General features: G+C 53.7%; 11 protein-coding genes, 2 tRNA genes and 3 rRNA genes. 8 read left to right on the top strand and 8 right to left on the bottom strand.

The window, feature by feature from the left end; all coding sequences use genetic code 11:
* Nucleotides 1-168: 168 nt before the first annotated feature.
* Nucleotides 169-579, top strand: coding sequence for an alternative ribosome rescue aminoacyl-tRNA hydrolase ArfB (gene arfB, locus ACX8ZY_RS15990; protein WP_010254175.1), 411 nt, complete (start codon nt 169-171; stop codon nt 577-579).
* Between the two features lie 232 nt (nt 580-811).
* On the opposite strand, the gene proS is transcribed toward arfB, so the two are convergent.
* The 6 genes from proS to metN form a co-directional block, all read right to left on the bottom strand.
* Nucleotides 812-2,530: a proline--tRNA ligase gene (gene proS, locus ACX8ZY_RS15985; RefSeq protein ID WP_022625458.1), complete on the bottom strand. Its 1,719-nt coding sequence runs from the start codon at nt 2,528-2,530 to the stop codon at nt 812-814.
* Nucleotides 2,531-2,619: 89 nt separating this feature from the next.
* Complete coding sequence (gene tsaA, locus ACX8ZY_RS15980; protein ID WP_158131983.1) at nt 2,620-3,324, bottom strand: tRNA (N6-threonylcarbamoyladenosine(37)-N6)-methyltransferase TrmO; 705 nt, start codon at nt 3,322-3,324, stop codon at nt 2,620-2,622.
* Nucleotides 3,321-3,719, bottom strand: a complete 399-nt coding sequence (gene rcsF / locus ACX8ZY_RS15975) for an Rcs stress response system protein RcsF (protein ID WP_010254182.1) — start codon at nt 3,717-3,719, stop codon at nt 3,321-3,323. The genes tsaA and rcsF overlap by 4 nt, the downstream gene beginning before the upstream one ends.
* Nucleotides 3,720-3,847: 128 nt before the next feature.
* On the bottom strand, nt 3,848-4,663 hold the full coding sequence (locus tag ACX8ZY_RS15970; protein WP_010254184.1) for a MetQ/NlpA family lipoprotein: 816 nt from the start codon (nt 4,661-4,663) through the stop codon (nt 3,848-3,850).
* Between the two features lie 34 nt (nt 4,664-4,697).
* Nucleotides 4,698-5,351: a methionine ABC transporter permease MetI gene (locus ACX8ZY_RS15965; protein ID WP_003852613.1), complete on the bottom strand. Its 654-nt coding sequence runs from the start codon at nt 5,349-5,351 to the stop codon at nt 4,698-4,700.
* Nucleotides 5,344-6,375: a methionine ABC transporter ATP-binding protein MetN gene (gene metN / locus ACX8ZY_RS15960; RefSeq protein WP_010254188.1), complete on the bottom strand. Its 1,032-nt coding sequence runs from the start codon at nt 6,373-6,375 to the stop codon at nt 5,344-5,346. The genes ACX8ZY_RS15965 and metN overlap by 8 nt, the downstream gene beginning before the upstream one ends.
* A gap of 189 nt (nt 6,376-6,564) precedes the next feature.
* Here metN and gmhB point away from each other — a divergent pair, with 189 nt between their 5' ends.
* The 6 genes from gmhB (at nt 6,565) to ACX8ZY_RS15930 (ending at nt 12,861) form a co-directional block, all read left to right on the top strand.
* Entirely contained in the window at nt 6,565-7,125 is a 561-nt protein-coding gene (gmhB, locus tag ACX8ZY_RS15955; protein WP_010254191.1) for a D-glycero-beta-D-manno-heptose 1,7-bisphosphate 7-phosphatase, read from the top strand.
* 404 nt (nt 7,126-7,529) lie between these two features.
* Nucleotides 7,530-9,069, top strand: a 16S ribosomal RNA gene (locus ACX8ZY_RS15950).
* 88 nt (nt 9,070-9,157) lie between these two features.
* A tRNA-Glu gene (locus tag ACX8ZY_RS15945) sits at nt 9,158-9,232 on the top strand.
* Nucleotides 9,233-9,462: 230 nt separating this feature from the next.
* Nucleotides 9,463-12,370: ribosomal RNA gene (locus tag ACX8ZY_RS15940) — 23S ribosomal RNA — on the top strand.
* Between the two features lie 211 nt (nt 12,371-12,581).
* Nucleotides 12,582-12,697, top strand: a 5S ribosomal RNA gene (rrf, locus tag ACX8ZY_RS15935).
* Together the 16S, 23S and 5S rRNA genes with 2 tRNA genes alongside form the textbook arrangement of a ribosomal RNA operon.
* Before the next feature lie 87 nt (nt 12,698-12,784).
* Nucleotides 12,785-12,861: transfer RNA gene (locus tag ACX8ZY_RS15930), tRNA-Asp, on the top strand.
* 1 nt (nt 12,862) lies between these two features.
* Here the strand turns inward: ACX8ZY_RS15930 and ACX8ZY_RS15925 are convergent.
* Both ACX8ZY_RS15925 and yafC read right to left on the bottom strand, forming a co-directional pair.
* Nucleotides 12,863-13,084: a hypothetical protein gene (locus ACX8ZY_RS15925; RefSeq protein ID WP_132500273.1), complete on the bottom strand. Its 222-nt coding sequence runs from the start codon at nt 13,082-13,084 to the stop codon at nt 12,863-12,865.
* Nucleotides 13,072-13,974, bottom strand: a complete 903-nt coding sequence (yafC, locus tag ACX8ZY_RS15920; RefSeq protein WP_010255110.1) for a DNA-binding transcriptional regulator YafC — start codon at nt 13,972-13,974, stop codon at nt 13,072-13,074. Before yafC ends, ACX8ZY_RS15925 begins: the two co-directional genes overlap by 13 nt.
* A gap of 262 nt (nt 13,975-14,236) precedes the next feature.
* On the opposite strand from yafC, the gene ACX8ZY_RS15915 reads away from it, so the two are divergent.
* Complete coding sequence (locus ACX8ZY_RS15915) at nt 14,237-15,028, top strand: endonuclease/exonuclease/phosphatase family protein (protein WP_010255114.1); 792 nt, start codon at nt 14,237-14,239, stop codon at nt 15,026-15,028.
* Nucleotides 15,029-15,124: the final 96 nt, after the last annotated feature.

Here is a 15,124-nt window from a genome sequence, read left to right as displayed (position 1 = left end):
TCATAGCCATTTAGAGGAAATCAGCCTGCGTAAAGCAGGAACAGTGCGCGAATCACTGCTAAAGTGACAGATTCCGCTGTCTTAGGCGGAATAAATCAGAGCACAAAAGGTTAATTTGATGAACAGGTTATCGGAGGTCAACGTGGTTAAGGTGTGGGGAGCGAGCTTATGATTATGCTATCCCGTTCGGTTGAGATTCCGGAGAGTGAGATTGAGCTGACGGCGATTCGTGCTCAGGGCGCAGGCGGACAACATGTCAATAAAGCCAGCACCGCCATTCATCTGCGCTTCGATATCGCTGCCTCTTCACTGCCCGCGTTTTATAAAGAGCGGCTGCTCACCGCCACTCATCATTTGATTACCGGTGATGGCGTTGTGGTGATCAAGGCGCAGGAGTATCGCAGTCAGGAGATGAATCGTGAAGCGGCGCTGCAACGTCTGGTTAATCTGATCCAGGAGCTGAGTACCGTGGAAAAAGCCCGGCGCGCCACGCGGCCGACCCGCGCCTCAAAAGAGCGCCGTCTGGAAGGAAAAGCCCGCCGCAGTTCAACTAAATCGATGCGCGGCAAGGTGCAATAAAAAACGCCCCGCAGGCGGGGCGTTTGAGTACTTACAACGTCAGGGGCGAGCGGCGAAGAGATCGAGCCTGCTCAGGGAACGGGGTCAGATCGGAAAGTCGCTAAAGCCATCCATGGCCGCTCGGCCCGCACCGTCCCTGGCGCGGGACGCTTTCCTCTCCTGACCCGGTTCCCTTCGCGTTGAGCTCATCTGTTGCGGCCAGATTCAGCCCGCTATGATTAACGCTAAGAACTTACTTATTCAGAGCCTTCAGCAGGAATTCAACAATTTCATCCTGCTTAATCATCTGCTTCTCACCGGCACGACGTGATTTGTACTCAATCTCCTGATTATCGAGATTGCGATCACCAATGACGATGGTGTGTGGCACACCGATCAGTTCCATATCAGCGAACATCACGCCCGGACGCTCTTTACGGTCATCCAGAATAACCTCAACGCCTTTAGCACGCAGGGTGGCATACAGCTCTTCCGCCAGCTCTTTAACCCGGAACGATTTCTGCATATTCATTGGCAGAATCGCAACTTCGAAAGGTGCCAGTGCGGCGGGCCAGATAATGCCGCGGTCGTCATGGTTCTGCTCAATGGCTGCCGCAACAACGCGGGTGATGCCGATGCCGTAGCAGCCCATGCTCATCACCTGATTGCGGCCATCTTCGCCCTGAACAGACGCTTTCAGCGCGTCAGAATACTTGGTGCCGAGCTGGAAAATATGACCGACTTCGATGCCACGCTTAATCTGCAGCGTGCCTTTACCATCCGGGCTTAAATCGCCTTCGACCACGTTACGGATATCTGCAACGCTGGCCAGCGGCAGATCGCGCTCCCAGTTAATGCCGAAGTAGTGCTTACCATCGACGTTGGCACCGGCGCTGAAGTCGCTCATCTTCGCCACGGTACGGTCAGCAATCACAGGCATCTGCAGACCAACCGGGCCGATTGAACCCGGTCCGGCACCCACTGCGGCGCGAATCTCTTCTTCGGTCGCGAACACCAGCGGTGACGCAACGATCTCTGACTTCTCCGCTTTGATCTCATTAAGCTGATGATCGCCGCGTACCAGCAGGGCAACCAGCGCGTGGCCGCTCTCTTCGGCACCTTTAACAATCAGCGTTTTCACTGTTTTTTCAACAGGCACATTGAATTGCTCAACCAGCTCCGCGATGGTTTTTGCGTCTGGCGTCTCGACCAGTTGCATCTCCTGCGACGGCGCTGCGCGCTCACCGGCGGGTGCGACGGCTTCGGCCAGCTCAATATTGGCCGCGTAATCAGAATCGGTAGAGAAGATCACATCATCTTCACCGCTCTGCGCCAGAACCTGGAACTCATGGGAGGCGCTGCCGCCAATCGAGCCGGTGTCGGCCTGCACGGCGCGGAAATCCAGACCCATACGGCTGAAGATCTGGCTATAGGCGCGGTACATCGCGTCATACGTTTCCTGCAGCGACTCCTGCGAAACGTGGAACGAGTAAGCATCTTTCATGATGAATTCACGTGAACGCATCACGCCAAAGCGCGGACGGACTTCATCACGGAATTTGGTCTGGATCTGATAGAGGTTGAGCGGCAGTTGCTTATAAGAACTCAGCTCATTGCGGATCAGGTCAGTGACCACCTCTTCATGCGTCGGACCCAGCACGAACGGACGCTCGTGGCGATCTGCAATACGTAACAGTTCCGGGCCATACTCCTCCCAGCGACCGCTCTCCTGCCACAGGTCGGCGGGCTGCACAACCGGCATTAAAATCTCAACCGCGCCCGCGTTGTTCATCTCTTCGCGCACGATGTTTTCGACTTTTTTCAGCACGCGAACCCCGGTCGGTAACCAGGTGTACAAGCCAGAAGCCAGTTTGCGGATCATACCGGCGCGCAGCATCAGCTGGTGGCTGATCACTTCAGCGTCGGAAGGCGTCTCTTTCTGAGTAGAGAGCAGATATTGAGTAGTACGCATTGATTACGGTTCCAGTTGATCGGAAAGTCACAGACAGAATTTTGCTGGCGGCTAGTGTACCAGTGAGATCACCGGCTCAAAAGCGGGTTTTAACGCGGGTCGATAGCGATCACTTCAGTACCGGCATCATCAATGCGCCAGCGTACATTAAAATCCATCAGCCAGGCCGCATATTCCCGCGCCTGCGTTTCGCCCTGACGGTAAGCGGGACGGGGATCCTGTGCCAGCACTTCACTGATAAAGCGAGCCAGATTGGGGTAGCGCGACTGCTGGTGAAGCTGCTGTTGTGCCAGTGCGGAGAAGCGAACCGGCATATCAGCCGCAGGTGCCGCCTGAGCAAAACCCGCCTGGGCATGCGGCAATGCTTCGGCAAAAGGCAGATAAGGTTTGATATCCACCACCGGGGTGCCATCGACCAGATCCAGACTGCCAAGCTGCAGGATCACCTGCTGTTTTTCAATCCTGATACCTTTTAGCTCAACCAGCGACATGCCAATGGGATTGGGACGGAACGTTGAACGTGTCGCAAATACACCCATGCGCGCATTGCCGCCCAGCCGGGGAGGGCGAACCGTGGGACGCCAGCCGCCCTCCATCGTCTGATGGAAGACAAACAGCAGCCAGAGATGGCTGAACGCTTCCAGTCCACGCACCGCTTCCGGCTGATTGTAAGGTGGCTGCAGATGCAGTTCGCCGCCGCCATCCTGCACCAGCCCTGGCTGGCGCGGCACGGCAAACTTCTCCTTCCACGGTGAGCGGATTATCCCAATTTGCGCAAAGGCGAATTCACTCATTGATTGCTGACTTTCAGTGCCGAACCCTGACACACCGCCTGACGATAGCAGCCTGGCGTGCCGGTGACGATTTCACACTGATGCAGCAGCACTGCATTGGCTTTCATCTGTGACGCTTTGATCTGCAGACGTTTACGTGCAGTAGCGATGTTGGCTGGGGAGTTCTGATTACTCATCTGGCAATCTTCAGCGGAGACTTCACCCAGATCGCGGAATGGCTTGCTGACCAGATCGGCGGCATCGGTATAGAGCTTAACCGGTGCCGGTCGTGACACAGGCTTGCGGGTGGGTTCACTGGATTGCTGCGGCCGGGACGGTGCGCTGCTTATCGGGTGATACTCATGAACACACCCTGTCAGCATCAATGCTAACAAGCAGAGCGGTAAAAAACGCATGGCAACATCCTCAGGTTTCAAAAAGTGGCGTTATTGAAACAAGGACAAGAATAAATAACAAGTCGGGCAGGGCACCCAATAACAGAAAGGGCGGCATAGCGCCGCCCTTAAGGAGATGAACAGCTGAATTACCAGCCTTTAACCGCGCCGCCGTTAAAGACTTTGTTAGCGGCATCGTAGACTTCGTCAGACTGGTAAGCCTTGACAAATTTCTTCACGTTTTCCGCATCTTTATTATCTTCGCGCGCCACAATCAGGTTCACGTACGGTGAATCTTTATCTTCGACGAAAATGCCATCTTTGGCTGGTGTCAGGCCAATCTGGCTGGCGTAGGTGGTGTTGATAACCGCCAGCGCGATCTGCTGATCGTCCAGTGAGCGTGGCAGCTGCGGCGCTTCCAGCTCAACAATTTTCAGATGCTTAGGGTTTTCAGTGATATCCAGTGAGGTTGGCAGCAGGCCCACGCCATCTTTCAGCTTGATCAGACCCACTTTCTGCAGCAGCAGCAGCGTACGGCCCAGGTTGGTCGGGTCGTTTGGAATGGCAACCTGAGCGCCATCCTGCAGCTCATCCAGTGACTTGATCTTTTTCGAATAGCCCGCGATCGGGTAGACGAAGGAGTTACCCACTGAAACCAGCTTGTAGCCACGATCTTTGATCTGCTGATCCAGATACGGTTTGTGCTGGAAGGCGTTGACGTCGATATCGCCTTTGCTCAGCGCTTCATTCGGCAGTACGTAATCGTTGAAGGTGACCAGCTCAACGTCCAGACCATATTTCTCTTTGGCAACTTTCTGCGCTGCTTCAGCAACCTGCTGCTCAGCACCGACAATCACGCCCACTTTGATGTGGTTAGGGTCTTTCTCTTTTTGATCGCATCCTGCCAGCGCAATCGCGCCAATCAGTGCACCCACAGCGGCAATTTTCTTGAATCTGAAAGACATATCCTTTCCTTCTTAATAATGTGATATTGCTGGCTTATTTATGGGACACCGCATGCACGATGCGGTCGCCACAGAATTGAATGAGATACACCAAAACCACTAACAACACCAATACCGTATTCATCACAGTGGCGTTATATCCGATATAACCATACTGATAACCGATCTGGCCCAGACCACCGGCACCCACCGCGCCACCCATGGCGGAGTAACCAACCAGGGTAATCAGGGTGATGGTCGCAGCATTCACCAGGCCAGGCATCGCTTCCGGCAGCAGAACCTTACGGATGATCTGCATTGGCGTGGCGCCCATGGCACGTGATGCTTCAATCAGTCCGGTAGGCAGTTCCAGCAAGGCATTTTCAACCATACGTGCGATAAACGGCGCCGCGCCAACGGTCAATGGCACGATGGCCGCCTGCAGTCCGATTGAGGTGCCGACGATTACGCGAGTAAAAGGAATCATCCAGACCAGTAAGATAATGAAAGGAATGGAGCGGAAGATATTCACCAGCGCGGAGAGCACGCGATAAAGTCCCTGATTCTGCAGAATCTGGCCCGGACGGGTGACATAGAGTAAAACGCCGACCGGCAGACCCAGCACAAAACCGAAAAAGCCCGAGACGAAGGTCATCATCAGCGTTTCCCACACGCCCCGTCCCAGCAACCACATCATCGCTTCAGACATAACCTAACACCTCTACTTTCACATGATTCTCCTTCAGCCAGGCAATCGCCTCGCGGGTATCGCTTTCTGTGCCGTGCATTTCGGCCAGCATAATGCCGAACTTCACGCCACCGGCGTAATCCATCTGGGCACTGATAATGTTGTTATTCACGTTGTAACGGCGGGCAGCTTCAGACAGCAGCGGCGCATCAACCGATTTACCGGTGAATTCCAGCCGCAGCAGAGGCACGGTGCCTTCAGCGGCGGTGGCAGAAAGACGCTGCTGGTAATCATCCGGAATATCCAGATGCAGCGTAGACTGAATAAACTGCTGCGCCAGCGGTGTCTTAGGATGAGAGAAGACCTCACTGACGCTATCTTTCTCAATCAGCTCACCGTGACTGATGACCGCAACCTGATCGCAGATGCGTTTCACTACATCCATTTCATGGGTGATCAGCAGAATCGTCAGCCCAAGCCGGCGGTTAATGTCTTTAAGCAATTCCAGAATAGAGCGGGTCGTCGCGGGATCCAGTGCGCTGGTGGCTTCATCACAGAGCAGAACCTTGGGATTGCTGGCCAGGGCGCGGGCAATCGCGACACGCTGCTTCTGTCCGCCCGACAGATTGGCGGGCCAGGCATCATGCTTGTCTGATAATCCCACCAGTTCCAGCAGCTCAGTTACGCGAGCCGTGATCTGAGCGCGGGAGAGATTACCGAGTTCCAGTGGAAGAGAAACGTTGCCCGCGACGGTACGGGAGTTCATCAGATTAAAGTGCTGGAAGATCATGCCGATCTGGCGGCGCGCCTGAGTTAACTGACGTTCGTTGAGTGCGGTTAAATCAGCACCGTCTACCAGTACGCGGCCCGAAGTAGGGCGCTCCAGCAGGTTAACGCAACGAATCAACGTACTTTTACCGGCACCGGAAGCACCGATAACGCCATAAATCTGTCCGGCAGGCACGTGCAGGCTGACATCCGTTAACGCCGGAACAGACCGCGTGCCTTGCTGAAACACCTTGGTGATATTTTCTAGTTTAATCATTATGTTATTTATTATCGTGTTGCGTTGTCCGTGGTGTGGGAAGCCTCGTCGCTTTTATTCGGTATAAAAGCTGGATGGATGTTAAGGCATCCAGACGTCTAAATCAATGGAAGTGATTCAATCTGACATTCTCCCTTTTATAGCAATCATGCGATACTGATCGGCAATTTTTACAGCAGGAGTTTCTACGTGGCGAATAAAGTCCCCGCTATTTTTCTTGATCGTGATGGCACCCTTAATGTCGACAATGGCTATGTCCATGAGATCGATGACTTCCAGTTTATTGACGGCACGATTGAAGCGCTGCAACAACTAAAGGCAATGGGTTTTGCGCTGGTGGTCGTGACCAATCAGTCTGGCATCGCGCGCGGTATGTTTACTGAAGATACCTTTATGCGGCTGACAGAATGGATGGACTGGTCGCTGGCCGATCGCGATGTTGATCTTGATGGCATCTATTTCTGTCCTCACCATCCTGAAGCAACAGTAGCAGAGTTCCGTCAGGCCTGTGACTGCCGCAAGCCTCAGCCGGGTATGCTGCTGACGGCGCAGGAAGAACTGAATATTGATATGGCCGCTTCTTATATGGTAGGTGACAAGCTGGAAGACATGCTGGCAGGGCAGGCTGCCGGTGTCGGCAAGAAAGTACTGGTGCGCAGCGGCAAACCGGTCACTGCTGAAGGTGAAGCAGCAGCAGATTGGGTGATTAATAGCCTGGCAGAGCTTCCGGCGCGCATTAAAAAGGGGTAAAACGGCGCTTTTGTGCAAATTTCAGACGAACAGAAAAAAAGTCTCAATTTGCACTTGCGCTATCTGAGCCGTTCCCTATAATGCGCCTCCACTGACACGGCAAACCGGCAACGGAAAACGGGTCAGGAGGCACAGGAGACTGCGCCGCCGGAGAAAAACTTCTGAGAAAGAGGTTGACTCTGCAGGAGGAAAGCGTAATATACGCCACCTCGCGACAGGACGCTAACGCACTGTTCGCACTGCTCTTTAACAATTTATCAGACAATCTGTGTGGGCACTCGCAGGATTGATATCAGCGTCTCCGGACGTAAAAAATATCAAGCCTCACGAGTGAACACATAATGAAATTCATTATGACGTTTTACAGATGAGCACCGCTTAACTTGTTTAAGCAAATCAAACTTAAATTGAAGAGTTTGATCATGGCTCAGATTGAACGCTGGCGGCAGGCCTAACACATGCAAGTCGGACGGTAGCACAGAGAGCTTGCTCTTGGGTGACGAGTGGCGGACGGGTGAGTAATGTCTGGGGATCTGCCCGATAGAGGGGGATAACCACTGGAAACGGTGGCTAATACCGCATAACGTCGCAAGACCAAAGAGGGGGACCTTCGGGCCTCTCACTATCGGATGAACCCAGATGGGATTAGCTAGTAGGCGGGGTAATGGCCCACCTAGGCGACGATCCCTAGCTGGTCTGAGAGGATGACCAGCCACACTGGAACTGAGACACGGTCCAGACTCCTACGGGAGGCAGCAGTGGGGAATATTGCACAATGGGCGCAAGCCTGATGCAGCCATGCCGCGTGTATGAAGAAGGCCTTCGGGTTGTAAAGTACTTTCAGCGGGGAGGAAGGCGATGGGGTTAATAACCCTGTCGATTGACGTTACCCGCAGAAGAAGCACCGGCTAACTCCGTGCCAGCAGCCGCGGTAATACGGAGGGTGCAAGCGTTAATCGGAATTACTGGGCGTAAAGCGCACGCAGGCGGTCTGTTAAGTCAGATGTGAAATCCCCGGGCTTAACCTGGGAACTGCATTTGAAACTGGCAGGCTTGAGTCTTGTAGAGGGGGGTAGAATTCCAGGTGTAGCGGTGAAATGCGTAGAGATCTGGAGGAATACCGGTGGCGAAGGCGGCCCCCTGGACAAAGACTGACGCTCAGGTGCGAAAGCGTGGGGAGCAAACAGGATTAGATACCCTGGTAGTCCACGCCGTAAACGATGTCGACTTGGAGGTTGTTCCCTTGAGGAGTGGCTTCCGGAGCTAACGCGTTAAGTCGACCGCCTGGGGAGTACGGCCGCAAGGTTAAAACTCAAATGAATTGACGGGGGCCCGCACAAGCGGTGGAGCATGTGGTTTAATTCGATGCAACGCGAAGAACCTTACCTACTCTTGACATCCAGCGAACTTTCCAGAGATGGATTGGTGCCTTCGGGAACGCTGAGACAGGTGCTGCATGGCTGTCGTCAGCTCGTGTTGTGAAATGTTGGGTTAAGTCCCGCAACGAGCGCAACCCTTATCCTTTGTTGCCAGCGATTCGGTCGGGAACTCAAAGGAGACTGCCGGTGATAAACCGGAGGAAGGTGGGGATGACGTCAAGTCATCATGGCCCTTACGAGTAGGGCTACACACGTGCTACAATGGCGCATACAAAGAGAAGCAACCTCGCGAGAGCAAGCGGACCTCACAAAGTGCGTCGTAGTCCGGATCGGAGTCTGCAACTCGACTCCGTGAAGTCGGAATCGCTAGTAATCGTGGATCAGAATGCCACGGTGAATACGTTCCCGGGCCTTGTACACACCGCCCGTCACACCATGGGAGTGGGTTGCAAAAGAAGTAGGTAGCTTAACCTTCGGGAGGGCGCTTACCACTTTGTGATTCATGACTGGGGTGAAGTCGTAACAAGGTAACCGTAGGGGAACCTGCGGTTGGATCACCTCCTTACCTGAAGATACCTTCCCGCGCAGTGTCCACACAGATTGTCTGATAAAAAGTAATGAGCAGGACGGCTGCGAAGTCGTGACACTTTTGTGTCCCCTTCGTCTAGCGGTTAGGACTCCGCCCTTTCACGGCGGCAACAGGGGTTCGAATCCCCTAGGGGACGCCACCTGCTTGGTGACAGGTGAAAGGTGTCTCCATACAGTATCTCAAAACCGATTTGGTTGCGTAAGCAGCCGGGCCGCGTTTGAGATATTTGCTCTTTAACAATCCGGAACAAGCTGAAAATTGAAACGACGCAGCGCGTCATTCCTCCGTAATAAGGGATGACAAAGCGATGCGTTCGAGTCTCTCAAATGCTTGCAATACGCAGCGTTGAAAAACGCCTGTGGGTTGTGAGGTTAAGCGACTAAGCGTACACGGTGGATGCCCAGGCAGTCAGAGGCGATGAAGGACGTGCTAATCTGCGTAAAGCGACGGTAAGGTGATATGAACCGCTACAGCCGTCGATGTCCGAATGGGGAAACCCGGTGCACTCTGTGCATCATTGCAGCATGAATACATAGTGCTGCAAGGCGAACCGGGGGAACTGAAACATCTAAGTACCCCGAGGAAAAGAAATCAACCGAGATTCCCCCAGTAGCGGCGAGCGAACGGGGAGCAGCCCAGAGCCTGAATCAGCTTGTGTGTTAGTGGAAGCGTCTGGAAAGTCGCAGGGTACAGGGTGATACTCCCGTACACAAAAGCACACATGCTGTGAGCTCGATGAGTAAGGCGGGACACGTGGTATCCTGTCTGAATATGGGGGGACCATCCTCCAAGGCTAAATACTCCTGACTGACCGATAGTGAACCAGTACCGTGAGGGAAAGGCGAAAAGAACCCCGGCGAGGGGAGTGAAACAGAACCTGAAACCGTGTACGTACAAGCAGTGGGAGCCTTCTTTATGGGGGTGACTGCGTACCTTTTGTATAATGGGTCAGCGACTTATATTCTGTAGCAAGGTTAACCGTATAGGGGAGCCGCAGGGAAACCGAGTCTTAACTGGGCGTTAAGTTGCAGGGTATAGACCCGAAACCCGGTGATCTAGCCATGGGCAGGTTGAAGGTTGGGTAACACTAACTGGAGGACCGAACCGACTAATGTTGAAAAATTAGCGGATGACCTGTGGCTGGGGGTGAAAGGCCAATCAAACCGGGAGATAGCTGGTTCTCCCCGAAAGCTATTTAGGTAGCGCCTCGTGAACTCATCTTCGGGGGTAGAGCACTGTTTCGGCTAGGGGGCCATCCCGGCTTACCAACCCGATGCAAACTGCGAATACCGAAGAATGTTATCACGGGAGACACACGGCGGGTGCTAACGTCCGTCGTGAAGAGGGAAACAACCCAGACCGCCAGCTAAGGTCCCAAAGTCATGGTTAAGTGGGAAACGATGTGGGAAGGCACAGACAGCCAGGATGTTGGCTTAGAAGCAGCCATCATTTAAAGAAAGCGTAATAGCTCACTGGTCGAGTCGGCCTGCGCGGAAGATGTAACGGGGCTAAACCATGCACCGAAGCTGCGGCAGCGACACTATGTGTTGTTGGGTAGGGGAGCGTTCTGTAAGCCGTCGAAGGTGTGCTGTGAGGCATGCTGGAGGTATCAGAAGTGCGAATGCTGACATAAGTAACGATAAAGCGGGTGAAAAGCCCGCTCGCCGGAAGACTAAGGGTTCCTGTTCAACGTTAATCGGAGCAGGGTGAGTCGACCCCTAAGGCGAGGCCGAAAGGCGTAGTCGATGGGAAACAGGTTAATATTCCTGTACTCGGTGTTACTGCGAAGGGGGGACGGAGAAGGCTATATCGGCCGGGCGACGGTTGTCCCGGTTTAAGCGTGTAGGCGGAGTGTCCAGGTAAATCCGGACGCTTGTTAACGCTGAGGCGTGACGACGAGGCACTACGGTGCTGAAGTGATAAATGCCCAGCTTCCAGGAAAAGCCTCTAAGCATCAGGTAACACAGAATCGTACCCCAAACCGACACAGGTGGTCAGGTAGAGAATACCAAGGCGCTTGAGAGAACTCGGGTGAAGGAACTAGGCAAAATGGTGCCGTAACTTCGGGAGAAGGCACGCTGGCGCGTAGGTGGAGGGACTAGCTCCCCGAGCCGAAGCCAGTCGAAGATACCAGCTGGCTGCAACTGTTTATTAAAAACACAGCACTGTGCAAACACGAAAGTGGACGTATACGGTGTGACGCCTGCCCGGTGCCGGAAGGTTAATTGATGGGGTTATCCGCAAGGAGAAGCTCTTGATCGAAGCCCCGGTAAACGGCGGCCGTAACTATAACGGTCCTAAGGTAGCGAAATTCCTTGTCGGGTAAGTTCCGACCTGCACGAATGGCGTAATGATGGCCAGGCTGTCTCCACCCGAGACTCAGTGAAATTGAACTCGCTGTGAAGATGCAGTGTACCCGCGGCAAGACGGAAAGACCCCGTGAACCTTTACTACAGCTTGACACTGAACATTGAGCCTTGATGTGTAGGATAGGTGGGAGGCTTTGAAGCGCGGACGCCAGTCTGCGTGGAGCCAACCTTGAAATACCACCCTTTAATGTTTGATGTTCTAACGTAGGCCCGTAATCCGGGCTGCGGACAGTGTCTGGTGGGTAGTTTGACTGGGGCGGTCTCCTCCTAAAGAGTAACGGAGGAGCACGAAGGTCAGCTAATCACGGTCGGACATCGTGAGGTTAGTGCAATGGCATAAGCTGGCTTGACTGCGAGAGTGACGGCTCGAGCAGGTGCGAAAGCAGGTCATAGTGATCCGGTGGTTCTGAATGGAAGGGCCATCGCTCAACGGATAAAAGGTACTCCGGGGATAACAGGCTGATACCGCCCAAGAGTTCATATCGACGGCGGTGTTTGGCACCTCGATGTCGGCTCATCACATCCTGGGGCTGAAGTAGGTCCCAAGGGTACGGCTGTTCGCCGTTTAAAGTGGTACGCGAGCTGGGTTTAGAACGTCGTGAGACAGTTCGGTCCCTATCTGCCGTGGGCGCTGGAGAATTGAGGGGGGTTGCTCCTAGTACGAGAGGACCGGAGTGAACGCACCACTGGTGTTCGGGTTGTCATGCCAATGGCATTGCCCGGTAGCTAAGTGCGGAAAAGATAAGTGCTGAAAGCATCTAAGCACGAAACTTGCCCCGAGATGAGTTCTCCCTGACTCCTTGAGAGTCCTGAAGGGACGTTGAAGACTACGACGTTGATAGGCCGGGTGTGTAAGCGCAGCGATGCGTTGAGCTAACCGGTACTAATGACCCGTGAGGCTTAACCTTACAACGCCAGAGGCGTTTTTGAGAGACACGATTTTCAGCTTGTTACCGGATACAGTTGTGTCCTGCGGACTGAAGTCCGAAGGATTTTGCGCTGAGGCAAGGCGGCAACCGGGCGATACGAAGGAGCATACTGAAGTATGTGACGGAGTAGCGCGAGGGCGGCCAACGCAGCATCAGCACAAAAGACACAGGACAGAGCACAAAGAATTTGCCTGGCGGCTTTAGCGCGGTGGTCCCACCTGACCCCATGCCGAACTCAGAAGTGAAACGCCGTAGCGCCGATGGTAGTGTGGGGTCTCCCCATGCGAGAGTAGGGAACTGCCAGGCATTAAATTCGTTCCTTTTCCCCTGACAAGGAAAATAACAGGAACAGACGGCCATCAGCCCGTTGCTGACAGCTGTGAAAGAATCGGTGGAGCGGTAGTTCAGTTGGTTAGAATACCTGCCTGTCACGCAGGGGGTCGCGGGTTCGAGCCCCGTCCGTTCCGCCACTTAATTGGAAAGCCCTGACTTAACGGTCAGGGCTTTTTCCATTGCAGCAAATTCAACACGGAAAAATACACCGCGCTGATTCTCTTCGATCTCCCGGATCATTTTAACGATCGCTAATTCTTTGAATCTGAAGCGATAATCGCGTAATCGATCCCACCCCTTCCAAATTGTGTGCGGGCAGACCCCGATCAGACCTGCCCCTGTAGACTTCAGGTACGCCACGGCTGGTCAGCTGTCCACTCACTCAGAAAATCGATAAAAGCGCGCACACGCTGGCTTACGCCAATATCACTGTAGTAAACAGCATGGAAGGGCATCTCGACCGGCAGACGCTGATCGGCCAACACTTCCACCAGTTTTCCCTCAGCAACTTCACGATCGATCATATAGTCCGACAGGCAGGCAATACCATTACCGGTAAGACAGAGCTGCTTAATCGTCTCTCCGCTGTTAGAGGAGATAGCCCAGCTAATATCATAGAGTTCGCCGCTTTCACGGGAGACGGGCCAGCGATTGAGTCGTGGGGAATCATCAAAGCCGAGACAGTGGTGGTTATCCAGCTCAGCCACCGTTTGCGGTGTCCCATGCTCACGGAGATAGGCGGGTGAAGCAACCATCTTGCGAAAGCTCCTGAACAGCAGCCGGGCGCGCAGCGTTGAGTCGGTGAGATTGCCGGCGCGAATGGCGATATCCACTTTCCGCTCAATCAGATTGATAAAACTTTCTGAGGAGATCAAAGAAAGAGTCACGTCAGGATAGCGCAGACGAAAGGGTTTAATCATCGGCATCAGCAAATGCAGAATGACCGGCGTCGCGGCATCAACGCGCAGTAGTCCTTTAGGCGCCTGTAAACTCTCGATCAAATCGCTTTCTGCCGTGGTCATCTCCTGCAAAAAACGTTGAACATGGCGAAAATAGCGTTCGCCCTCCTGAGTAAGCGCCAGCTGCCGTGTTGTGCGGGTCAGCAGGGCAATACCCAGCTTGCTCTCCAGCTTTTTAACTGTCCTGCTGACGGCAGAGTTAGCCATCTTCAGCTGTTCAGCAGCGCGACTGAAACTTCCATTTTCTACTACGCTGACAAACACTTTTAGTTCATCAGAAGATGCCTTCATTCTTCCTCCCTGCAGTCACATGGCCATTAAGCCAGTTTATGACTGATAATGCTGTTATAACCAGTACAGGAGCCGTTAACGATGACATCGGGGATGTCACCGCCTGATCTGCCTCGTTTTGCTTAGCGAACGTAAAAGGGCTGCTTTATTCTGGAAAAGGTGATGAATTCTGACATTCACCTGCATCCATTGAAACCCCGGTCTAAAATCCCTATAACAGACAGGTGTTAACTGTATTTTGAATCATCAGCCAGGCGGGAAAGTGCGCAAAAAAACTTATGCAATGCGATATGTAGCAGGACAACCAGTGGAACAGATCTTTCCACCTGGCGCGATGCTCCATCTCGGTCAGGCACTGCCACCCGGCGCACCCTTGCCCGCGCACCCAAACCTCAAAGTTCTGGTATGGAACATCTTCAAGCAGCAACGCGCAGACTGGATGTCGGTACTGGAAGGATTTGGTAAAGATGCGCACCTGGTATTACTGCAGGAAGCGCAGACCACACCTGAACTGGTAGAGTTTGCCACCAGTAATTATCTCGCTGCCGATCAGGTACCTGCCTTTGTGCTGCCTCAGCATCCCTCTGGGGTGATGACGCTCGCCTCTGCGCACCCGGTCTATTGCTGCCCGTTGCGTGAGCGTGAGCCTCTGCTGAGGCTGTCAAAATCGGCACTGGTCACGGCGTATCCGCTGCCCACGGGTGAAATGCTGATGGTCGTGAACATCCATGCGGTAAATTTCAGCCTGGGCGTCGACGTCTACAGTAAACAGCTGGGGCCAATCGGGGAGCAGATCATGCATCACCAGGGGCCGGTGATTATGGCCGGGGATTTCAATGCCTGGAGCCGTCAGCGCATCAATGCCCTCTACCGTTTTGCACAGCGAATGAAGCTGGAAGAGGTGATGTTCACTGCCGATCACCGCCGTAAAGCCTTTGGTCGCCCGCTGGATTTCGTCTTCTATCGCGATCTCAGGGTGAGTGAGGCATCCGTACTGGTGACGCGCGCGTCCGACCATAACCCCTTACTGGTGGAGTTCAGTTCAGGAAGCTAGTCCGGTGCATTAAGCTTACCTGCAGAAGGGGGAGGGAAGTCCGGCAGATGAGTAAACGGTGGCGGATGAATAAAAGAAAAAGGCTGACAAATGTCA

The sequence above is a fragment of the Pantoea sp. XAF26B01_ASV70 genome (assembly GCF_054512635.1).
Note: the sequence above shows the minus strand (reverse complement) of the source record. Positions and strands in the feature narration are given on the sequence as shown.